The 22,263-nt window shown below is 63.7% G+C and carries 20 protein-coding genes and 1 pseudogene; 10 read left to right on the top strand and 11 right to left on the bottom strand.

All coding sequences use genetic code 11. The features are described from left to right. Positions 1-185 precede the first annotated feature (185 nt). The 6 genes from VIK36_RS10255 to VIK36_RS10235 all read left to right on the top strand — a co-directional run bounded on the left by VIK36_RS10255 (position 186) and on the right by VIK36_RS10235 (position 7,062). Positions 186-2,627, top strand: a complete 2,442-nt coding sequence (locus VIK36_RS10255) for a cation-translocating P-type ATPase (RefSeq protein WP_324645088.1) — start codon at positions 186-188, stop codon at positions 2,625-2,627. Between the two features lie 46 nt (positions 2,628-2,673). Next, positions 2,674-3,078, top strand: coding sequence for a DUF1003 domain-containing protein (locus VIK36_RS10250; RefSeq protein WP_324645087.1), 405 nt, complete (start codon positions 2,674-2,676; stop codon positions 3,076-3,078). Positions 3,079-3,453: 375 nt separating this feature from the next. Beyond that, entirely contained in the window at positions 3,454-4,203 is a 750-nt protein-coding gene (locus tag VIK36_RS10245) for an alpha/beta fold hydrolase (RefSeq protein WP_420716273.1), read from the top strand. Between the two features lie 28 nt (positions 4,204-4,231). Then, positions 4,232-4,408, top strand: coding sequence for a heavy-metal-associated domain-containing protein (locus VIK36_RS22095; RefSeq protein ID WP_420716262.1), 177 nt, complete (start codon positions 4,232-4,234; stop codon positions 4,406-4,408). 935 nt (positions 4,409-5,343) lie between these two features. Then, entirely contained in the window at positions 5,344-6,450 is a 1,107-nt protein-coding gene (locus VIK36_RS10240) for a hypothetical protein (protein WP_324645085.1), read from the top strand. Positions 6,451-6,840: 390 nt separating this feature from the next. Beyond that, the gene (locus VIK36_RS10235; protein WP_324645083.1) at positions 6,841-7,062 is read left to right on the top strand and encodes a hypothetical protein; all 222 of its coding nucleotides are present in this window, start codon (positions 6,841-6,843) and stop codon (positions 7,060-7,062) included. Between the two features lie 723 nt (positions 7,063-7,785). Here VIK36_RS10235 and VIK36_RS10230 read toward each other — a convergent pair. From VIK36_RS10230 to VIK36_RS10190, 9 genes are all read right to left on the bottom strand, one after another. Continuing rightward, positions 7,786-7,962 carry a hypothetical protein gene (locus tag VIK36_RS10230; protein WP_324645081.1) on the bottom strand — a complete coding sequence of 59 codons (177 nt, stop codon included), beginning with the start codon at positions 7,960-7,962 and terminating at the stop codon, positions 7,786-7,788. Positions 7,963-8,302: 340 nt separating this feature from the next. After that, positions 8,303-8,845 carry a gluconokinase gene (locus VIK36_RS10225; RefSeq protein WP_420716272.1) on the bottom strand — a complete coding sequence of 181 codons (543 nt, stop codon included), beginning with the start codon at positions 8,843-8,845 and terminating at the stop codon, positions 8,303-8,305. A gap of 26 nt (positions 8,846-8,871) precedes the next feature. Continuing rightward, positions 8,872-9,945 carry an L-idonate 5-dehydrogenase gene (locus tag VIK36_RS10220; RefSeq protein ID WP_324645078.1) on the bottom strand — a complete coding sequence of 358 codons (1,074 nt, stop codon included), beginning with the start codon at positions 9,943-9,945 and terminating at the stop codon, positions 8,872-8,874. Continuing rightward, positions 9,945-10,715 carry an SDR family oxidoreductase gene (locus tag VIK36_RS10215; protein WP_324645077.1) on the bottom strand — a complete coding sequence of 257 codons (771 nt, stop codon included), beginning with the start codon at positions 10,713-10,715 and terminating at the stop codon, positions 9,945-9,947. The genes VIK36_RS10220 and VIK36_RS10215 overlap by 1 nt, the downstream gene beginning before the upstream one ends. Then, positions 10,712-11,653, bottom strand: coding sequence for a 2-hydroxyacid dehydrogenase (locus tag VIK36_RS10210; protein ID WP_324645076.1), 942 nt, complete (start codon positions 11,651-11,653; stop codon positions 10,712-10,714). The genes VIK36_RS10215 and VIK36_RS10210 overlap by 4 nt, the downstream gene beginning before the upstream one ends. A 63-nt stretch (positions 11,654-11,716) precedes the next feature. Further along, positions 11,717-12,478, bottom strand: coding sequence for an SDR family oxidoreductase (locus tag VIK36_RS10205; RefSeq protein ID WP_255175418.1), 762 nt, complete (start codon positions 12,476-12,478; stop codon positions 11,717-11,719). 142 nt (positions 12,479-12,620) lie between these two features. Next, the gene (locus VIK36_RS10200; protein WP_324645075.1) at positions 12,621-13,634 is read right to left on the bottom strand and encodes an allophanate hydrolase; all 1,014 of its coding nucleotides are present in this window, start codon (positions 13,632-13,634) and stop codon (positions 12,621-12,623) included. Beyond that, a complete protein-coding gene (locus VIK36_RS10195) occupies positions 13,631-14,356 on the bottom strand; it encodes a 5-oxoprolinase subunit B family protein (protein WP_324645074.1) in 726 nt (241 codons plus the stop codon). Before VIK36_RS10195 ends, VIK36_RS10200 begins: the two co-directional genes overlap by 4 nt. Positions 14,357-14,358: 2 nt before the next feature. Continuing rightward, entirely contained in the window at positions 14,359-15,144 is a 786-nt protein-coding gene (locus tag VIK36_RS10190) for a 5-oxoprolinase subunit PxpA (protein WP_324645072.1), read from the bottom strand. A 395-nt stretch (positions 15,145-15,539) separates the two neighbouring features. On the opposite strand from VIK36_RS10190, the gene nac reads away from it, so the two are divergent. After that, entirely contained in the window at positions 15,540-16,475 is a 936-nt protein-coding gene (gene nac / locus VIK36_RS10185) for a nitrogen assimilation transcriptional regulator NAC (protein ID WP_324645071.1), read from the top strand. 138 nt (positions 16,476-16,613) lie between these two features. Then, a complete protein-coding gene (locus tag VIK36_RS10180; RefSeq protein WP_255175413.1) occupies positions 16,614-16,856 on the top strand; it encodes a hypothetical protein in 243 nt (80 codons plus the stop codon). A gap of 146 nt (positions 16,857-17,002) precedes the next feature. On the opposite strand, the gene VIK36_RS10175 is transcribed toward VIK36_RS10180, so the two are convergent. Both VIK36_RS10175 and VIK36_RS10170 read right to left on the bottom strand, forming a co-directional pair. Continuing rightward, positions 17,003-17,698 (bottom strand): 4-carboxy-4-hydroxy-2-oxoadipate aldolase/oxaloacetate decarboxylase, encoded by a 696-nt coding sequence (locus VIK36_RS10175; protein WP_255175412.1) that lies wholly within the window; start codon positions 17,696-17,698, stop codon positions 17,003-17,005. Positions 17,699-17,743: 45 nt separating this feature from the next. Further along, positions 17,744-18,952, bottom strand: coding sequence for an aspartate transaminase (locus VIK36_RS10170; RefSeq protein WP_324645069.1), 1,209 nt, complete (start codon positions 18,950-18,952; stop codon positions 17,744-17,746). A gap of 335 nt (positions 18,953-19,287) precedes the next feature. Here VIK36_RS10170 and VIK36_RS10165 point away from each other — a divergent pair, with 335 nt between their 5' ends. After that, positions 19,288-19,842 (top strand): hypothetical protein, encoded by a 555-nt coding sequence (locus tag VIK36_RS10165; RefSeq protein WP_255175410.1) that lies wholly within the window; start codon positions 19,288-19,290, stop codon positions 19,840-19,842. Positions 19,843-20,046: 204 nt separating this feature from the next. Further along, positions 20,047-22,226 (top strand): annotated as a pseudogene (locus VIK36_RS10160) (glycogen debranching N-terminal domain-containing protein). Positions 22,227-22,263 lie beyond the last annotated feature (37 nt).

Here is a 22,263-nt window from a genome sequence, read left to right as displayed (position 1 = left end):
GATGTCAGCCGGGTCCGGCCTGCGCTTCAGGGGCTAGACTCGGTATCCCGGGCGTCGTGAGTGAACATCCGGTTCTCTCCACCCGGCGGGCCTTCCGGCCACCGTCTTGGGCGTCGGTGCACGTTAAACGCGGTTCGGGCATAATCCCGATTGCTGTCCATTGTTCGTCAGGCGGGAAGGGCGGAATGACCAAACAGGACCGTACTGTCTTCCGGCAGGCGGCCAAGCCCCAGGCTGAGGGACTTTCGGCCGACGAGGTTGCCCTGCGCATCGACGGGCACTTGACCAACCTTGTCACCAATCCTTCCAGCCGAAGCGCCTGGGACATTATCCGCTCCAACGTCCTGACTCTTTTCAATGCGATCGTCGCCGCCAGCTTCCTGTTGCTCATGCTGCTTGGCCAATGGCGGGATGCACTGTTTGGATTCGCGGCCGTCAGCAACGCCCTGATCGGAGTGGTGCAGGAATACAAGGCCAAGAAGTCGCTCGATAACCTCGCCGTCCTGACGTCCCCGCGGGCCCGGGTGATCCGGGGCGGGGTTGTTCAGGAGATTGGCGTCGAGAGCGTCGTACTCGACGACATCCTGGTACTCTGCGCGGGAGACCAGGCCCCTGCGGACGCTGTGGTGATTGACGAAACCGGTCTGGAAGTGGATGAGTCACTTTTGACGGGTGAATCCGACGCGGTGCAAAAGGGCGTCGGCACTGAAGTTCTCTCCGGTTCCAGCATCGTTACCGGACAGGGCAGGGCCCGCGTTATCCGGGTAGGCGCGCAGTCCTACGCGAGCAGGCTGACTGCTGAAGCCAAGCGCTTCTCGCTGGTCCAATCTGAAATCCGTCAGGCTTTGAACCGGATCCTGCGATGGATCACATTCGCATTGGTGCCCATTATGGCCATCGTTATCAACGGTCAGATGCAGGGCCAGGGCGGTTGGCAGCAGGCCATCGCGACCGGAAGCTGGCAAACTGCCTCCATCGGCGCCGTGGCGAGCGTTATCGCCATGATTCCTTTGGGCCTGGTGCTTATGACGAGTGTTGCTTTCGCCGTGGGTGCGGTCAGGTTGGCGCGCCAAAAGGTGCTCATCCAGGAGCTGGCCGCGGTGGAGGGGCTGGCCCGGGTGGACGTGCTGTGCCTGGATAAGACCGGCACCCTCACCGCGGGCGGGATCGTTTTTGATTCGGCTCACGATTTCGGCGAACCCCCACCGCCGGGCTGGGAGCGAGTACTCGGCTGGTTCGGGGCAGATCCGAACGGCAACGCAACCGCCCGGTGCCTCCAAGCGGGCTTCCGGGATGACGGCACCCTGCTCCCTCTCTCCTCCGTCCCCTTTTCCTCCGCCAGGAAATGGAGTGCGGTCAGCTTCCCCTCCGGCACCTCTGTCGCCGGGACTTGGTTGTTGGGAGCACCGGAAATTGTCCTTGCCGCGGGTACCGCCGCCGCAGATCGTGCACTTGGCGCCGCATCCGTGCTCGCCGCCACTGGCTTAAGGACGCTGGTCCTGGCCCATTCAGGCGTGGCAGCTTCCGGGTTGGACGGGGACGAAGCAGCGCTTCCGCCCGTTCCTGCTCACGTTGTTCTCCTGACCTTTCGGGAGAAAGTCCGCCCGGATGCAGCGCAGACCCTGTCGTACTTCTCGGACCAAGGCGTCAAAGTCAAGATCATTTCCGGAGACGATCCCCGAACGGTCGCCGCGGTTGCACGCGAAGTCGGCGTGGTATCCGACGGTGGATTCGACGCCCGTCAACTGCCGCAAGACCCGGAAGAACTGGCCGATATCATGGAGCGCCAAACCGTTTTCGGCCGGGTCACTCCAGCCCAGAAAAAGGAAATGGTCCAGGCGCTGCAAAGACGGGGACACGTCGTCGCCATGACCGGTGACGGCGTTAATGACGCGCTGGCGCTAAAGGAATCCGACTTGGGAATCGCCATGGATTCAGCCGCAGCTGCGACCAAGGCAGTTTCACGGCTGGTTTTGCTTGATGGCCGGTTCGACAGGCTTCCGAATGTTGTCGCGGAAGGCAGGAGGGTCATCGCCAATATCGAACGGGTTTCGATGCTGTTCCTCACCAAAACCGCCTATGCGGTCCTTCTCTCCGTTACCTTCGGGGCTCTGCTCTGGGGGTTTCCATTCCTGCCGCGGCAGCTCTCGGCAACGGACGGAATCACCATCGGGATCCCGGCTTTCTTCCTCGCCCTGATGCCCAATGCCACCCGCTACCAGGCCGGATTCCTGAAGCGCTCACTGTCCTTTGCCATACCGGCAGGCCTCATCATCTGCCTGGCCGTCTTAAGCATCAATGCCTTGTCCCTGGCAGGCGGTTACGGTACCGGCACCACGGTTCGGACCATGTCCGTGGTTGTGCTGACATTGATTGCCCTGTGGGTGCTGGTGGTCCTATCCCGGCCTCTGAATGTGTGGCGTGTGTTGATCATTGGTGCTATGTACGTTGCGCTTACGATCATTGTGACGGTGCCCCCTATCCAAGAATTCTTCGACCTCACCCCATTTGCCGGGGAACACCTTGCAGCTCCTGCTGCAATCGCGTTCCTGGGCTGCGTCGCCACTGAATTCTTGTTCCGCCACCACCGCCGACGCATGAAGGCCGTCCTGGCAGCTCCCTCTTAAGATCAGGTCGGGCCGCAGCACTCCCTGTCCAGGTCTACGCTGAGTCATGAGCCACCAACAGAAAACCTGGCACGACAAACACAAAGCCACCCTAAGCAGGGGACAACGCGCTGCTGACATCATGCGCAATGGGATGGGGAGCTGGCCCTTCGTTTCGGGCTTCATCGGCTTCATGCTCGTCTGGGCCGCCATTAATACCTGGGCGCTCGCCGCGAACGCGTGGGACCCCTACCCATATATTCTCCTGAACCTTCTGCTTTCCATGCTGGCAGGTCTCCAAGGCGCAATTCTGCTCATCGCCGCGAAACGACAGGACGCGATCGCCGCGGCCATGGCCCAACACGATTACGACACCAACACCGAGGCCAAAGAAGAGATTGAACTCCTGATATCCATCAACCGCATCCAACTGGAAATCCTGCAGGAGCTGAAGAAGTCAGCAGCACACTAGCCTCAGGTCCGGCACCAGCACGTTGCCCACCGTCGTCAGATGGAGGAGCTCATAGCCGGCTGGCGCAGGACGGCACTTATGCACGGTAATCCCTTCGACTCGTGGTCCGCCTTGGCGAGGGCCTGGTGAAGAGCCGCGCAATAAATGGGACCTTGGCGCGGCCAGCGACGCTTGTAGGGGCCGAAGTCACGCTCTCAGCAGGCGGCCCTTGGAGGTCATAGTGGCTGGAGCCTAGGATTTCTCTATTTCCCGTGGATAGTCTGGGAAGGAACGCCACCCTACGTGAGGGTCAGTGAGAATGTGGTCAAAGCAGATGCTGCGGTAATCGCACGAAACAACGTCACCTTATTGGGCCGGGAGGACGGGCCTGTATTGATGTTTGCCCACGGCTTCGGCTGCGATCAGACCATGTGGCAGAAGCTGCTCCCCTACTTCATGAATTACTACCGGCTGGTGCTTTTTGACCATGTTGGCGCAGGACACTCCGACATCAGCGCCTATGACTGGGAGAAGTACGGGTCCCTGAACGGGTATGCGACGGATCTGCTGGAAATTTGCGCCGCCCTCGACCTTGAGGACGTCATCCTGGTCGGACATAGTGTCAGCACGATGATCGCCGTGGTCGCCGCAGCGCAGGAACCAACAAGGTTTTCGCACCTGATCCTGCTTGCTCCATCACCCCGTCATACCAACGACCCGTACGACGGCTATGTCGGCGGTTTCTCGCGGGAAGACATCGAGGGCCTGCTGGCATCTTTGGACAGCGATCTTTTCGCCTGGGCCGCGGCTCTAGCCCCCATCGTCATGGGCAACCCACAAGAGCCGGAATTAGCGGAGGACCTGCGGGCCAGCTTCTGCCGGACAACTCCGGCCATCGCACGGCACTTCGCCGAAGTAACTTTCTTCTCCGACACCCGGCCTGAACTTGGAAAACTGCACACCAACTGCCTCATTCTGCAATGCTCCAACGATCGCCTTGCCCCGCCCGAAGTGGGCGCCTACCTGCACAAGAACCTGGAACACAGCACCCTGGTGCAGCTTCAGGCCACCGGGCACTGCCCCCACATGAGCGCCCCGAAAGAAACTGCGCACGCGATACTGGACTACCTCGACACCCAATCGTGACAGGCCGCGGGGCGTCTGAAGGCCTAAATTGCGGAACTGTGTCCAGACTGTGGAGAAGGCGGTCTCGCCACTCGAAGGTGTGGCACCGGCATCTGTTGAGCTCGTCCGCGGCGGCCGTTCGCGTCTGGTTGTCAACGCTCAAGCCAACATTGCCGTTGTCCGTGAGGCAGTCACCTCCGCTGGCTACTCCGTTACCAGCAACTGAGCCGCCGGTACACCGCGCTTCCCCTGCAGCCAACCGCCCGGAATAGGGTCTCCCCTGCGTCCCTTATTGCCGGTGCACACGGCATTCCCGTATCCCCACGCCTCGTGAGTCGATATCCCATTGCGTGCGGTGCCGGCCGGTTCCAGTCGCTATGGGCCCCTCGCTACCCCAAATTATGCTCGGACGGTCGCGCATTACCTCACGTCCGATACCACCGCCACGTCACTGCTCTTTGCCGCCTACACCAGCGAACCCGCCCGGCTTTGTCAGCCCAAACCCCACGCCGGCAGAAGATCCACGCAACCGAAAACAAGGCCGCCGGAACTTCACTTATAGCTAGAACCAGCCCCAGCACTCAGCGCATCTGCGCGGAACCTAGATCAGTCATGCTGATTCCTATCTCCAATAACTCTTCTTTAGTTCCTGCGTGCTGCTGCCGCTCCGATTCCTCAAAAGACGCCGGTTCCATAGGTTCCGATTGCAACGCCCACTGTGGCAAGGGCTGCTCCTCCAGTAACCACCGTCGCTGCCGCTGCTGCCGCAACAGCGACGAACAAGTTGAACCCCGTTACATCCGCTGCCGAATACGTTCCTGCGTGACGAGACCTGTTGGGTCGGTGCTGTTGATTGGGTTGCAGGCAGCGTAAGAGTAGCGGTTTGTTCTTGTCCGGAGGGGTTGGGTTGGGTGAAGCGTCCGCGGTAGGGGTTGTAGCAGCGGGCACCGAATTTGATGCGGTTGCCGGTGGTGTCGTTGCATCCGCCGGCCTATTGCCACGGGATGGTACCGGCTTGGGTTTCGGTGCTGGTGGTGGTCAGTCCCCAGGAGTCGTAGGCGTATACGGCGGCTTTCGCCTGGCTGCTGTCGGTGAGAAGGGTACTCAGCCATTGCCGATTACGCCCGACATGGGCGGGTCCGGCACGGTAGCTACCTGGATATGGCTGACAAGGCGTACCTCGCGTGGCAGGCAGATACTCGGGCAGGAAAGTCGTCCATCCTCATCGGCGCCGACAATGAAACGGTCGGCTTGCTCAAGGAACGGGCGCAGGCGGACCGGGTTGCCCAGGGTGAAGTGGATCCCGAGCACACATTGCTTCTCAGCGATGGCCTACGAGCCGGTTCCGGTGACACGGTCATCGCCCGCGGAAATAACCGAAAGCTAGTCGACACTGACGGTAATTTCGTGAGCAATGGCACGCTGTTCGACGTCCAACAGATTATTCGTCGCGACCGCGCGCTGCTGGCTCGACGGCGGGACACCGGCGCGAGTGTCATACTCCCCGGAGCGTATCTGGAGTCATCGGTCGAGCTGGGCTATGCCACAACGGCACACCGTTCCCAGGGCGTTACGGTGGACACCGGCCACACGGTCATCACTCAGGACCGGCTCACCCGCGAGCTGCTGTACGTGAGCATGACCCGTGGCCGCGCCGGCAACTTTGCCTACGTCAGCGAAGGTGACGACGACGACCACCCGGCTGTCGATCCATCGCTGCAGCTCCCGTGGCAGGGCATCCTTGGCGAGGTGCTGGCGGCTGAAGGTGCCGAACGGACCGCACACGAGGTACGCGACACCGAGCTCAGGAAGGCCGACAGCCTCGAGCGGCTCTACGGAGAATACGACTATCTCGCGCAGATCGCTGCAGGGCTGGACCTGAAACAATGGATGGACGAACATGCCCCCGGCGCGTCGCAGGAATTCGAACAATCTCCGTCTTGGGACGCAGCCGTCGCGGCATGGCGGAAGGCCACAGCCAAAGCCCATCCAGCTGCTGAATTTCCTGGGACTGCTGGTGCTGGGCTTGATTATTTTCATGTTCAACGCCATCTACCCGATCTCGGGCCTGGGCCTGTTCCTGCTTCCCGTCATTCCACTGGTCCGGTTGGCCCTTGGACCCGCGCAGGCGGCGCCGCCACTGCGCGGCTGATGATCGCATGCTGGGCCCGCGGAGTCCCCAGTCCGTCACTAAAGCCGCAGTTTGGTAACGGGGCGGTGTCCAGGCCTGGTGCCCTTGCCGCCCCGGCGCGATGGGCGGACACTTGACCTACCGAGTTATGCAGTCAGCCCAACGGTAGCCACCCAGAGCCGGGGCACCATGACCAACGCTGACCATAACCCAGCATCCAATCTTCCGCTCGTGCATCACGCGCTTCTTCAGACAGTCCCGTCATGAGCCCGGCCCAGATGGTGGCGCTGATCTTCATTGTTGCCTTCGTGTGGATCGGCCTGACCCTGATTGTTCTCCTGACGCTGCGCCGCCGCAGGAAAGGGTCTTCAGCGGTCGCCACGGCTCCCCCGTCCCCGGGGCTCACCAGCTATCGGCCACACAAGCCATGGCGACGGGTCCCGCCCGTAACAGGGCACAACCCGGTGCCGCGCCGCCGACTTAGGCCCCAGAGAATCCCCCGTCCGCACCAGCATTAGGAAGCAAGCATGGATACCGGGACCATCCTCAGCTACACGGCCGGCTACATTGCCGCAATGGGCGGGGTGTTCCTCCTCTACCTGCCGGTCATCGTTTTGCTCGTCGCACTGCTGATCTCTGGCGGGGTTCTGCAATTGCTGCTGCTGCCGTTCATCGCCCTGGTCAAAAGGCTCCGACACCAGCCCGCACCGGACATGGACGCCTCCTGGTTCCTTGACCGCAGGAGGTAGCCGACCCCTTCCTGGAACAAGCGAGCCTAACCTGTGGCCCATGCCATCCAGGCGGATACAAGGGGCATTTACCGGTACACAGGCGGCACCGGTTGTGGAACTATTCGGGCATGGGACTTCCCGAGGACCCGGACAGACCATGGAGCGCCACCGTGCCCTGGCGCACGACCCCGATGAGGCGGAACGGCAACAGGCATACAGGCGCGGGCTGATTGAGTTCGTCCAGACCGCCCAGGCCCGCGGCATCCATCCCCTGCCCCTGGAGACCTACAGTGGCCACCGGAGGTACCGCACTCCGGTCTTCGGCTGGGTCCTGTTTCCCGACACAGGCCTGGCTGTCGGAACTGACGCGGAACTGTACCGGCTGCATCTGGAGGGCGGATTGACCCACGGTAAAGTGCCTGTTCGTGAGGAATGGATCCGCAGCTCCTACTGGCTCGGCTGGTCCTCCAGATGGGTCACGCTAAACGAGCCTTGCAAGCACTGGGAACCCCCGAAAACATACGGAAACCGGAGCGGTTCGAGGGCGGTAAGACTTGGTCCGCAGCCCAGAGTGTGGACATTGTCCACACTCTTTTCTTTAGCTCTCACGGTAGGCTGCTCAGTCTGACGGAACGCCCGCTATGGGTCTCTGCAAATGTGATTAAGGGGGACAACCCCTGGACAGCCCCTCCGGTAGGGCTGGCCTCACGGCCGAAGCACCTCTATTACGGTTCAGCGGCCTCAGATCTTCTGCTGCTCCACACGCCTGAACAGAGAGATTCCGGCGACATGCCCCTTGGTGACCACGCCCTGTTCAGTTGCCAGCACACGGTTAGTAGAAGTGGACCCGGTTTCCACGAAGACATAACCAGCGTGCTCAAGGTGCCAGCGAAGGGCTTCGATCTGACCCAGGGTCACAGCACTCGAAGCAGCCTGGACTGTACGGTTCTCGGACGACCCGAAAGAAGAGTGTGAGCCGGCCAGCAAACTTACTTCCATCTCCAGGAGGCTGCCCAGCACATGGACACCATAAGTCGGGCAGAAAGATCCCAAAGGCTAGGCACCGCAATGATGGCCGTGCCGTGCGTAGTGTTCGCCAAATCTGGTCCTGGGGCACCCGGGGATACCCTCCCGGCCGCAGCTTTTGGCCCATTCGGCACGGCCATACAGGTGGGAGAGAGGCTCGAGAGGGGGGTAGCGGCGCGGAGTGAGGCGCAGATCCCAGCGGCCTGAGCCGGGGAGGGAACCCTCTCCGATTTCAGGCAGTTTGGGCGGCTCCCGGAAGCGTCGCCTTTGGCCCAACCGTGACCGCATCCGCAGACTTCAGCTTCAGCTCGAGCGACTCCACCAGGACGTCCAAGGGCTGGGTAATGTCGCCCAGCACATGGGCCTCGTCCGCTTCCAGCTCCTCCAGCGCGGCGAACTGGGAGTCCAGCAGCGTGCGCGGCATGAACTCATGGGAACGGGCGTCCATCCTGGCGCCGATAGTGTCGGGAGTGCCAACCAAATGGATGAAGACAACATCCGGGGCGTAGCTGCGCAACAAGTCCCTGTACCGGCGCTTCAGTGCCGAACAGGCCACAATCGGCGGGACTCCCGCGCCGCTGGCGTCCTTCCCTGCAAGCAACTCCCCCACGCGGCCCAGCCATGGCTCCCGGTCCGTGTCCGTCAGCGGAACCCCAGCGGCCATCTTCTGCTTGTTGGCTGCGGGGTGGAAGTCGTCCCCGTCATAGAACGGCATCCCCAGTTGTTGGCCCAGCCAAGCCCCGACTGTGGACTTGCCGCACCCGGAAACGCCCATCACTACCAGTGGCGCCAGCTTCCCGCTCACTGGTCTCCCCCTGGTTCCCCGAAGCTGAGGAGGACTTTGCCGGAGGTTGTGGAATCTTTGGCGATTTCGAAGGCGTACAACGCCTCCGCGAGGGGGTATTCGTGAGTGATGACGGGCTCGATGTGCAGGGACCTGTCGGCGAGGGCCGTGATCACGTCGTCGATCTCATCGTTGAAGCGGAACGAGCCGAGCAGCTGCAGTTCGCGGGTGATCGCCAGCGAGATGGGCACCGGCTGGGCACCAGTAGGCAGCAGGCCGACCATGACTACGGTGCCGCCGCGCACCGCGCCGCGGATGGCCGAGGCCAGCCCGTGGTGGTTGCCGGAGGATTCGATCACGACGTCGGCCTCCACGGCGGCGATGGCTTCGGTGTCCGCGGCGTTGATCACGTCATCCGCGCCGACGGCTTTGGCGATCTCCAGCGGCTTGGGATGGAGGTCGACGGCGGTGATCCGGGCGGCGCCGGCGCGTTTGAGGACTGCGACGGTGAGGGCGCCGATGGGGCCGGAGCCGATGACCAGCGCGGTCTTGCCCTTGACGTCACCGGCGCGCGACACTGCGTGCCAGGCCACGGACGCGGGCTCGATAAGTGCCGCGGTGCGCAGGTCCACGCCCTTGGGCAGCGCACGGAGCATCCGTACCGGCAGCGTCACGTACCGGCTGAACGCCCCGTCCGTGTGCGGGTAGCGGGCCGCGCTGCCCAGGTACGTGCAGCCAGGGGACAGGTTCGGCCGGTCCGCCGGGTATTTTGCCGCGCCTGGGCCCGGGGTGGCGGGGTGGACGGCGACTGCGGTCCCGGCCTCCGGGCCGGTACCGTTGGCCGCGGCCCGGACCACGGTCCCGGAGATTTCGTGGCCCAGGACGAGCGGGGCCTTCAGGATGGACTCCCCGGCCGCGCCGTGCAGCCAGTAGTGCAGGTCCGAGCCGCAGATGCCGCCGTACCGGACCTCCACTACCGCCTCATCCGGGGCGGGTTGGGGCAGCGGGACCTCGTCGATGCGCAGGTCGCCGGCCGCATGGGCCACCAGGGCCGGGCCGGTTGCCGGGAGTTCCTCGGTGATTGAAGCCATCAGACCACCACCGTCATTCCGCCATCGATGAAGATGGTCTGCCCGTTCACGAAGTTGGACCCGTCCGAGGCCAGCCACACCACGGGACCGGCGAGGTCCTCCACGGTGCCCCAGCGGTGCGCGGGTGTCCTGCCCAGGATCCACGAGTTGAACTCCTCATCATCCACCAGGTTCTGCGTCATTTCAGTGTGGATGTAACCGGGAGCGACGGCGTTGATCTGCAACCCCGAGGCGGCCCACTCGGCGGTCATGGCGCGGGTGAGATTGCGCAGGCCGCCTTTCGCGGCGATGTACGGGGCAATAGTAGGCCGGGCCAGGTCAGCCTGCACCGAACAGATGTTGATGATCTTGCCCCTGCCACGGGCGATCATGTGCCTGGCAGCCTCCCGGCCCACCAGGAATGCGCTGGTCAGGTCCGTGGAGAGCACCCGTTCCCAGTCGGCCACGTCCAGATCCAGCATGGGCACCCGGTGCTGGATCCCGGCATTGTTCACCAGAATCTCCAACGGACCCACGTTCTCTTCGATCCAGCGGATGCTGCGGGCGGCGGCGCCGTCGTCGGTCACGTCGAAGGCAATGCTGTGGATCCGGCCTGGCGGAAAATCAGCCGCCATTGCCGCCGCGGCAGCCTTGAGCCGCTCCTCGCTGATGCCGTTCAGCACCACTGTTGCTCCGGCGTCGGCCAACGCCCGCGCAAGCGCCGAACCGATACCCCTGCTCGAACCCGTCACCAGGGCAACGCGGCCCGTCAGGTCAAACAACGCGCTCATGCGAACGGCCCCTGCTGGACGAGGTTGGCGGGGGTTTCGCCGGCGGCGAGGGCCTCGAGCTGGCGCTTCAGGAGTTTGAGGATCCGTGGTTCGAAGGCTGAGGCATTACCGCCAATGTGAGGGGTGATGAGGGCGTTTTCCGCCGACCACAGCGGGTGGCCGGCGGGCAGCGGTTCGGGATCGACGACGTCGATGGCGCACTGCAGGCGGCCGGACGCCACTTCCCGGGTCAGGGCGTCCGTGTCCACCACGGCGCCGCGGCCCACATTCACCACGAGGGCGCCGTTTGGCAGGGCGGCCAGGACGTCCCGGCCCACCAGGTGGTGGGTCTTGTCGTTCAGCGGGAGGACCGAGACCAGGATGTCGTGGCCGGCGGCGAGCTCCACCAGTTCGTCCGGGCCGTGGACCTGTCCGTCCGCGTCCGTCCGGGCTGAGCTTCCCACCCGGGTCACGGTGACTTCGAAGGGCTCGAGACGGCGGGCAAGTTCCTTGCCGATGCCCCCGATGCCCAGCAGCAGGACCTTCCGGTCGGCCAGGGACTGGCGGCGCTGCGGCTTCCAGCTTTCAATCTGCTGGTCCTTGACGGCCTGGTCAATGCCGCGCAGCTTGGCCAGGATGAGCCCCACGGCCAGCTCGGCCGTGGCAGCTGCGTGGACGCCTGAGGCGTTTGCCACTGCGGCGCCCGGTCCCGCAGCCTCGCGGACGCCGTCGTACCCTGTTGACTGGGTCTGCACGAACTTAAGGTTCGGAACCTTGGCCAGGGAACCCATCACTGCCCCCGCGTCGATGTAGGGCAGGATGACGCCGTCGATGTCACCCAGCTCCTCCCCCGTTTCGTCCTTCATGTCCCACACCACGCCCCGCAGGCCTTCGGGGAGTGGCGAGAGGTCAGCCAGGAGCTGGGGTTCGGGGAAACTAACGGTTCGTACTAACTGCATCTTGAGGGCCTATCGGTTGGGCGGTGGAAAGGTAGTTCCCGGGTTTGGGCGTCGCGGGCGGCTTTAGTCGGAGTCCCCGCGACGGTCGAAGGTGAGGCCGCCGGGGACCTGGAAGGTGGGCATGAGTTCCAGCATGCCCACGTTGACGTGGCGCGGGGTTTCGATGGCGTAGTCCAGGGCGTTGACGATGTCGTCGGTGGTCAGCGACTCGTAGCCCTCGTAGTACGTTTGCCAGGCTTCTTCCATGGCCTCGGGGCTGCCGCCCATGTTGCGGCCAAAGATCTCGGTTTCCACGCGGCCGGGGCAGATTTCGGTGACGCGGATCCGCTTGCCCACGGTGTCGTTGCGGAGCTGCCGGGAAATTTGGTGCACTGCGGCCTTGGTGGCGTGGTAAACGGTGTGGCCGTAGAAGTTGTAGATGCCCGCGATGGAGCTGATGTTGACCACGTGGCCGAGGTCCCGTTCCACCATGCCGGGCAGGACCAGCCGGGTGAGCTGCAGGAGCCCGCGGAGGTTGACGTCGATGAGTTCGTCGATGTCCTGCTCGGAGGAATCCAGGATGTTGCCCGGCCTGGAGACGCCGGCGCAGTTCACCAGGACGTCCACTTTCAGGTCATTGACGACGGCGGTCAGGGCGGCGGTGTCGGTCAGGTCCACCACATGCGGGACTGCTCCGGTGCGGTCGGCAAGCTCGGTGAGGCGTTCCTCGTTGCGGGCCACCGCATGGACGGTAAGGCCGCGCTTGGCCAGCCGTTCGGCGATGGCGGCGCCCATGCCGGTGGAAGCTCCGGTGACGAGGGCGGTGGTGTAGTCGGAAAAAGGCATTGGTACTCCAAAGTGGTGGAATTCGGGCGGGCTCTTGTGTCCGGCAAGGGGTTGGACGCAGGAGCCCCGGTTGGCAGGGGTTAGGGATCGCGCAGCGGTTTGTGGGCGCGGTCCTTGGCGGTGGAAAAAGCGTTCATGATGTTCAGGCTCCTGACGCTGGGCTGAGTTCATGCCAGCGCTGGCCGGCGCCGATGCCGAGGAGTCCGAAGACTGTGTTGATAGCGTTCCGGAGCCTGTCCAGTTCAAGGCAGGCGGCGCGGTGCATGGCTGTTGCCTCAGCAACGGATGTCTTTCTGAAGGTGACGGTGTGTCCAGGTCTGGCTTGCGCCAGGACGTCCAGTGAGCGGCTCGTGACCACGGCCAGGACCGGGTAGCCCGCCGTCACGCCGCGTCCCCGGTGCAGCACCAGCAGTTCCTCGCGGGACGGGATCTCGATGGCCCCGACCGGAACACCGCGGGAGAGCACTTCGGACGTGAGCTGACGCTCAGGAAGGGCACCACCGAGCCGCAGCCCAATGTGGTTGCTGCGGGGGCTCACGGTGTACTGCGTGGTGAACAGCAGGTCCGCCGTGTCACCAAATTCCGCCACGTCCGGCCCGTCCGTGACATCGATGACCGGATTGGTGGTGAAGGCGGGTTTGGTGAGGCCCAGCCGGAACAGCGGCAGGCCAAAGTGCGGCTGGGTGATGGGCGCTGTGGTCTTCCGGGTTTCCAGGCGGAAGCCCTCCACGAGCTTCAACCCGAAGCCCACCACAGTGTCAGGGGCACAGCTGCCCAGCAGGCTGGGGACCGTGAAGGATCCGTGGACGGCGATGTAGGCGCGCAGTCCCGTCCGGATTCCCCGAACGGCCACGACTTCGCCGGCCCGGACGGACACCGGCTCCCATTGCGGGCATTCGCGGCCGCCCACGGTGAGGTCCAGGGGCGCTCCGGTGACGGCGATCAGCAGGTCGGTGGTGGCGCGCATCCGGAAGTCCAGCGCGGTGAGTTCCAGTAGCGGGTCGTTGTCTTCGTTGCCGGCAAGGATGTTCGCGGCCTTGGCCGAGAATTGGTCCAGGGCCCCGTTAACCGGCAGCCCGAACGCCGGGCCTTTCGTCCGGCCGAGGTCGGTGACCACGGAGTGGCCAGGCTGCAGGATAATCAGCGAGCCGGTCATGGCCGGGCCTCCAGGAACTTCCCCGTGAAGTTTCCGAAGTCCCCTGCAGGGATTCGATAGAAGCGCAGTTCGTCACCCGGAACATAGGGCACCAGGGGTTCGCGTGCCGCGTCCAGGACTGTTAAAGGGGTCTGTCCGATGACGCACCAGCCACCCGGAGCCACGGCGGGCGCGATCACTGCCTGGCGTCCGGCAACTGACACCGCACCTGCGGGAACGGACAGCCGTGGGTCCTTGAGCCTGGGCACGGGGACTGGGAAGTCGGGTCCGTCCATCATGGGAGATCCTGCCGGCGCGCCCAGGCAGCGGATGACGTAGGTTTTGGCCGTATGCCTGGCGATGACGTCCTCAACGTCCAGGCCCTGGTGTTCCGCGACGCATTCCAGGTCGGGCCCGTAGTCCCCGCCGTACACCACGGGAACCTCGAAGCGGCGCGGTTCCCGCACTGTGGGGCCGGTGAAGTCCAGCTGGCGCATTCCCAGGAGGACGAACGCCCGGACCTGCCGGGCTGAGGTGACGTAGGGGTCGAATTCCACCAGGACCGAGTCGTAGGTGGGAACGGCGCCGTAAATGCCGTCGACGCCGGCCGTGGCCAGCCAGCCAGCCAGGGAGTGCACCGTGGCCCAGTTCGCTTCCGCATCACCGGACCGTGCCACCAGCCGCAGGGCGGCGTCTCCGGATTCGAAAATATCCAGGGCTGTCGGCGTTGTCGTTGCGGCCATCGTCAGGACACCTTCTGCTTTGCGGCGAGCACCTCTGCCAACGGGGCGATGGTGACGCCCGCGGCAATCAGTTCGCTGCGGATCAGGCGGGCCAGTTCGACGGCCCCAGGGTTGTCACCATGCAGCAGCACCGTGTCTGCCTGGATGGCGATGTCCCTGCCAGAGGCAGTCTCGATCAGTCCCTCACGTACCATCCGCACGGTGCGCTCGACGATGACGGCGGGGTCATGGATCACGGCGCCGGGCTGGCTGCGCGGCACCAGTGTGCCGTCATCCTGGTAGGCGCGGTCCGCGATGCCGACGATGGCCACCCGCAGGCCGCGCTCCGCGGCGGCGGTGGCGAGTTCACCATCCTGCGCCAGGATGATCAGGGCGGGATCCACGCGCACGGCGGCATCCGCTACGGCTCCTGCATAATCGGCGCGTGTCGCCACCAGGTTGCCCAGGCGGCCATGCGGGGCAAGGTGGGAGACGGAACCGCCGTGGTAGGCGGCAAACGCTGACAGGGCTCCCAGCTGGTAGATGACGTCGGTGCGGACCTCGTCAGCGGTGAGGTCCATGGCCCGGCGGCCGAAGCCACGGAGGTCCGGGAAGCTCGGATGGGCGCCGATGCCGACTCCCCTTCGGATACATTCGGCCACCGTGGCGTCCATGATGTCGGGGTCCCCTGCGTGGAAGCCGCAGGCGATGTTGGCGCTGGACACGATCTCCAGCAGGGCTTTGTCGTCACCGATCGAGTAGGCTCCAAAACCTTCACCAAGATCCGCTACGAGATCGACTGTGGGCATTACGGGCCTTTCTCTGCCGGGTACTGCGGGTGTAAATAAGTGTGGCATCGGAATTTGAGCTACACAAAGACGAATGCGGTATCTCCCTATAGGGAACAGCTATGACCTTCACCGGCGCTATTGGCCGCCGTTCCCAAAAGATGTATACGACTTTTATTTGGTAACTGCAAAACGGTGCTGCTAATAAATGCTTTCCCCGCCTATGCAAGAAACATATGCAGTCATCAAAATCGGCGATGGCTTGGCGGGGATAGAATGTCTTGGTCATTGGAAAGTCATCTGCAATTAACCTATGCCCGAGACTAGGATCACACAAAGACGTAATGCCTGTCCCGCCATAGCGCCAACGTATGACCCCGCATGCTGTGCCGTCCCCGCCGGAAAAGAGGAGCGCTATGGACACCCGGAAGCTGGCGTACTTCGTCAAGATCGTCGACTCAGGAAGCATCACCAAGGCGGCCGCCGCCCTCCACGTGGCCCAGCCCGCGCTGAGCCAGCAGGTGTCTGCCCTGGAAACGGAGCTGAAACAGCGGCTCCTGATCCGGAGCAAGCAGGGCGTGGAGCCCACGGCGGCCGGCCACACCCTGTACCGGCACGCGCAGACCATCCTGCGGCTGGTAGAGCAGGCCAGAATCGACGTTGCAGCCTCCGGCGCTGCCCCCTCGGGCCGCGTCTCCATTGCCATTGCGCCGTACAGCATGGCGTCCAGCCTTACCCCGCGGATCATCAGCGAGGTGGGCCGGCGCTACCCGGACATCGTGCTGCACCTGACCGAGATCTACGGTGGTGTGCTCAGCGAGGCCATCAAGAACGGCAGGCTGGACATGGCCCTCATCTATGAACCCGGACCGATCCGCGGGGTGCAGTTCACCACCCTCATCGTCGAGGACCTGTACCTGATTGTTAACTCCCGGCGGGAGCTTCCGGTAGCTGGGGACGCCGACAGCATCACGCTCGAAGAGGTGGCCACGGTTGGGCTCTTCCTGCCCGAACAAATCCACACGCTGCGGCAGGTGGTTCAGAAAGGCATCGAAGGCAAGGGCCTGGAGCTGAAGCTGGTGGGTGAAGTGGAATCGGTCCCGTCCCTCACCCGACTGCTGCGCACGGACCTCGGGGCAACCATCCTGCCAAAGTCGGCCGCGGATGCCCTGTTCCACGAGGAGGACTTCCGGGTCCTGCGGATCGTCGAACCCGCACTGCAGTGCAAAATCGCACTGTGCACCCCGGACCATGAGCCCCTGTCCGAAGCCGGTTCAGCGGTCCTGCTGGTACTGAAGGAAATGCTCCAGGAAATGCTCCGCAGCAAATACCCGCCCATTCCCGGTCAGTGACCGGAGGGCATCATAAGGGCGGCTTATCAGGGCACTTTTGTTTTGTCTTATTCAAGGCTTAACCGAAGTTCTAGGATAAAAGCCATAAAGGTCCGCTGAAACAGCGTTCACCTCGGCAATAAATTCCCGGAGCCCACCATGAAAAAGATCACCAGCCTGCGATACCGGAAAACAGCGGAAAGAAGAATCCAGCTCAAAGCAAGCACCGGTTCACACTGCCCCACCAACGGCTTCTGGCGGCCGGAGGACGGCCCGTCCGCGGAGCCGGTATTCGTGTTTGAGGGCAGCATGATGCCGCCGGGCAAAAACGGCTCCACCATGTGGTACCTGGACGACTCTCAGGTGGGTCCGCCCGCCTACCTCCTGCCCGGTATGAATTAAGCCAGTACCCGGCCGCACGGGGGCAGCACGAGGCAAAGCCCGGAGTTCCGAAAGGAACCCGGGCCTCTTGGTTTTAACAGAGAGTTGCTGCGTAACTGTCGTCACAACGAAGGAGTCATGACGGCAGTTACGCAGCAACGCAGGAGCTACATCGCAGGTTGCAGTTCAGCATCCTCGACCAGCAGGCCCTTCGCCTTCAGCACATCCGTCAGTTTGCACAACTCGATGGTGGTCCCCCCTTCCTTGTAGCGGCGAATGAGGTCGTCCTCCGCGTCAACGCGTGCCTGCGACAGCTTGATGACTTGCTCGATCTCATCCTTGCGGACCACCACCACACCGTCGGCGTCACCCAGGAGGACATCGCCCGGGTAGACAATCTCATCACCAAACACCAGTGGATGGTTGATGGGCCCAATGGTTTCCTTGACCGTCCCCTTGATGCAGATACTGCCGGAGAACACCGGCAATCCAAGTTCGATCAGGTCCTTGGTGTCGCGGACGCCGGAGTCCGTGACCATACCGGCCAGGCCCTTCGCCTTCATGGCGTTGCCCAGCACATCGCCGAAAGTCCCCGCCTCTTCGTACTCACCGGCGGACACCAGGACAACATCGCCCTTCTGCGCATAGTGGATGGCCACCTGGAGCATCAGGTTGTCCCGGGGTGCACAGACCACGGTGACGGCGGGTCCGCAAAAGGACATGCTGCGGTCGATGGGCTTAATCCTGGAGCTCAGGGCGCCCTTGCGGCCCTGTGCTTCATGCACTGTGGCGGAGGAAAACTTGGAAAGGCGCTGAATGGCGTCCTCCGAGGGCCGGTCGAATTTCGTTTTGACGTGGATCATGGGGAGCTCCTGTTGTTGGAAAGAGTAGGCAAGGGGAAGGTTGGGTCAGGCCAGCGCCGTGACGGCCTTTTCGATGGCGGCAATGGATTCCTCGATCACCGACAGCCCGGTGGCGTAGGAGATCCGGAAGTAGGGGCTTAGCCCGTAGGCCGAACCCTGGATAACGGCAACAGAGGCTGCTTCCAGCAGGTACAGCGTGAAGTCCTCGTCGTTGGTGATCTGCTTGCCATCGGGGGTCGTCTTGCCGATGACCCCGGCACAGTTGACGTAGGCGTAAAAGGCGCCATCCGGCGTCGCGCATTGCAGGCCCTTGACGGCGTTCAGCCCGCTGATTGCCGCATCGCGCCGTTCGCGGTACACGTCCACGCTTTCGTGGACGAATGCCTGGTCTCCGGTAAGTGCCGCGGCAGCAGCTGCCTGGCTGATGGAAGACGGGCAGGAGGACATCTGGGACTGCAGCTTGTTGATGGCAGCCACCAGGGGCCCCGGCCCACCGGCATAGCCCAAGCGCCAGCCCGTCATGGCATAGGCCTTGGAGACGCCATTCGTAACCAGCACACGGTCCTTGAGCTCAGGGGCAACGGCCACCAAGCTGGTGATGTGCTCTTCGCCGAAGTGGATCTCGTCGTAGATTTCATCCGTGAGGACGTAGACGGCCGGATGGTCCTTGAGGACGGCGGCCAGTCCGGCCAGTTCCTCACGGGAGTACACCGCTCCTGTGGGGTTGGAGGGGGTATTGAGGATGACCCACTTGGTGCGCTCCGTCAGTTCCCCTGCCAGGGCCGTGGGGGTGAGCTTGAAGCCAGTATCCTCGCCGCAGGAAACGATCACAGGGGTGCCTTCGTTGGCGAGCACCATGTCCGGGTAGGAGACCCAGTAGGGTGCGGGGATGACAACCTCGTCGCCTTGGTCCAGGGTGGCCATGAATGCGGTGAAGATGACCTGCTTCCCGCCGCCGCCGATGGTGATCTCACCCGGCGTGTACTGCTGGCCGGTTTTGCGCTGCAGCGTCTGCAGGATGGCCTTTTGCAATTCGGGCGTCCCAGTCACCGACGTGTATTTGGTTTCACCCCGGCCGATGGCTGCGATGGCAGCGTCCTTGATGTGCTGCGGTGTATCAAAATCCGGCTCGCCGACCGTCAGGTCCAGGATCCGGCGGCCCTCGGCCTTGAGCTCCCGCACGCGTGCCGCCGCGGCAACGCTGGGTGAGGATTTGATACGGGTAACGCGGGATGCGGGCACGAATTCAGGCATGTTCTCTTCCAGGCTTCCGGTACGGATGAGGGTGGTTCATTCGAGCCTAGGGAAGGAACCATGCTCTTGGATAAGACCTAAAGTGCGTGGACAGATAAGCAGCCCTTATGACGGGGCAGGCCAGAACTTTCGCGTATTGCTCCATGCACTTTCGGTATTGCCTGGCGGGCTTGCCCGCGGCGTAACCTGCAGGGTGGAGAGACCTGAGGAAGGCACAGCGCCGGCCCCCGGCACGTTCCTTCCAGACCGCCGGGACAAACCGCGGGAAAGGTGCCCCTGCTGCTGGGAAGCCGCGTTGACATGGAAACACCACCAACGAAAGACAAGGAGCAAAGGTGCCCAGTAGAGAGATTCAGGAACGGATACTTGCGCGTACGGCCGGCACCGGGACGGGCGGTGCCGGCGTGGCCGCCTACCGGTACCGGGGCGTGCCGAAGCCGGACCCCGCTACTGCCCGCGCCCAACAAGCGCTGGCCATGCTGGCCCAACTGCGGACGACTATCGCGCTCCGGTCCAGCCGGGTGCGTGCCCTCACCGCCGAGCTGGGTGACTGCGTTGCCCAGGCCGTGTGCGACGGCGTGAAGGTTGCCGCCGTCGCAAAGGCCGCGGGCCTGCCTGCCGCCAGTATCCGGTCTGCCGCGCTGGCACGCGGCGAGCTGTACCCGTCGGGCCAAACCCGAAACCGCCATCTGGACCTCATTGCAGGATTGGCCGCGGAGTTGGCGGCAGCCGAGGGCACCCGGAGTGCCGCAGAGGAACAACGCACGCAGGTACTGGCCCTGGCCAGGAAATCCCGACTGCTTGACGACTACCAACTTGCCGGGGCAAGCGGCCTGAAGTCCGACGAGATCCGCAAAGTGACCAGGGGCGTGGGCTTGCGCGTGGCCTAGCCGCAAGGATCGTCCCGGCTGATCCGCTGCCCGCCGTCCTTCACCCCGTTGTCCCTGGCGAACGCCGGCGTAGACGAGTTCCGGCTTACTTCACGCCTCCGCTCTGGCGGCGACTGGCAACCAAGCGTAGCGTCATTTCGAAGAGGCCGCGGCGAGCACGGTGTCTGCTTGTGCGGCGCTTCGGTGGTCGCGGAGGAGGCCAGAATGGCGGGGTGGAATGCGGATACGGCGGCCGGTCCACTAGGGGCTGGCTCTGTGACGTTGGTCGAGGGCTCATCCTTCTGTATTTCGTCGTCCAACGGGGATATTCAGGCCGACCGTCCGCACGGCCTCTTCGTGGCCGACGTCAGGATCCTTTCTGCCTGGCGACTCACCGTGAATGGACAGGCGCTTGAACCACTCACAGCGGAGACAAAGGAGCCGTTCCGTGCCGCATTTGTTGCAAGGATCCCCCGGTCCGACGGCTACGCGGACAGCCCACTTATCGTGGAACGGCTGCGGAAGTCGGGGCCGGCCTCCAGGAGCAGCTCACCGTCCAGAACTACTCCCAGGAGCCGGCTGAGTGCCTCATCGTTCTGGAAACGGGGGCCGACTACGCGGACCTCTTCGAGGTGAAGGAGGCACGTATCCGGCGACAGTGGGAGCAAACACGGGAAGCCGACGACGGGATGCTCACCATTCGGGCCAGTTGGCAGGACGTCCGCAAAGGCACCGCCATCCACGTACCTGGTGCCGACATTTCCGGTAACACCGTCCAGTATCGGGTGTCAGTACCCGCTCATGGGCAATGGAGCACAGTCCTGACCGTTCTGCCCACCAACGATGGAGCCCACGCACCGGCTTTCGCCCATTCCGAGGGGGATAGCCTGTCCCCCCGAGACCGCCGCCGGCGGGAGTGGGTTGCGAAAATCCCCGAACTGCAGGTAGCCAACCGCTCCGTGGAACGGACCCTGCGCCGCAGTTATGACGACCTGGGCGCTCTGCGGATCGAGGACCCCGACCATCCGGAGCGCGTCGTCGTCGCCGCCGGGGCGCCCTGGTTCATGACCCTGTTTGGAAGGGACTCCTTGTGGGCCTCGGTGATGGCTTTGCCGGTAGACCCTTCGCTGGCCCTGGGCACACTCCAGACCCTCGCCGATCGCCAAGGCACCGTGGTGGACCCCATGACGGAAGAGGAACCCGGCAAGATCCTCCACGAGGTACGGCTCGACGTCTCCAGCGGCCTGTCCCTGGGCGGCAAGTCGAACTACTACGGCAGCGTGGACGCCACTCCCCTGTTCCTGATGGTGCTCGGTGCGGTCAGTCGTTGGGGATTCGCCGCGGACACCATCAAGGCCCTGCTGCCCCACGCCGACCGCGCACTGGACTGGATCGTGAACTACGGCGACAAGGACGGCGACGGCTTCGTCGAGTACCAACGGCTCAACGATCAGGGGCTGGTCAATCAAGGCTGGAAAGACTCCTGGGACGGCATCAACTTTGCCGACGGCAGCCTGGCCGAGCCACCAATCGCGCTCTGCGAGGTACAGGCCTACGTCTACGTCGCCTACCTGTCACGGGCATGGCTGGCCTACGAGGCCGGTGACATGGCATTGGGCAACGACCTCACCGATCGCGCTGCCCGGCTGAAGAAGCAGTTCAACGAGCAATTCTGGATCCCGGAGCGAGGGTACTACGCCATCGCGCTAGACGGCAGGAAACGGCAGGTTGATGCCTGTGCCTCGAACATGGGGCACTGCCTGCTTCAAGGTCTGATCGACGAAGACAAAGCACCGCAAGTCGCCGCGCACCTGATGTCACCGGAAATGTTCAGCGGCTGGGGCGTACGCACCCTGGCCAGCAACATGGGCGCCTACAACCCGGCCAGCTACCACAACGGGTCCGTTTGGCCCCACGACAACGCCATCATCACGGCGGGGCTCCTCCGGTACGGCTTCGTCGCCGAAGCGCAGAAAATCGCCACCGGGATGATGGACGCGACAGAGTTCTCCGACGGCCGCCTCCCGGAACTGTTCTGCGGCTTCAGCCGGGACCACCTCGCCACTCCCGTTCCCTACCCCACCGCCTGCTCGCCTCAGGCATGGGCAGCCACCGCACCCATCCAGATCGTGTCCAGCCTGATGCGCTACGACCCGGTCGTGTCTGCCGGCGGCGTGTGGCTCGATCCCGTCCTCCCCGAATCCTTCGGGGACCTGCACATCTCCAACGCCCCGCTTGGCAATGGCCGCATCACCATCGACATCGCCGGCTCAGTCCCGTCCGTCCAGGGACTACCCCCGGGGATGGCCCTTCACCGGGGACACCGAGCGTGGATGTCCGAATTGGTGGAGGAAGCGGTGCAGCGTCGTGGAAATAGTCGCCCCTCGTCAAACCCTCTTCGTTAGGGAACCACGTCGAGCTTCCTGTTGTCCAAGGCCTCCC

The organism is Pseudarthrobacter sp. LT1, assembly GCF_035621795.1.
GTDB lineage: Bacteria > Actinomycetota > Actinomycetes > Actinomycetales > Micrococcaceae > Arthrobacter.
The sequence above is the reverse complement of the archived record's forward strand: the minus strand, read 5'-3'. Positions and strand labels throughout refer to the sequence as shown.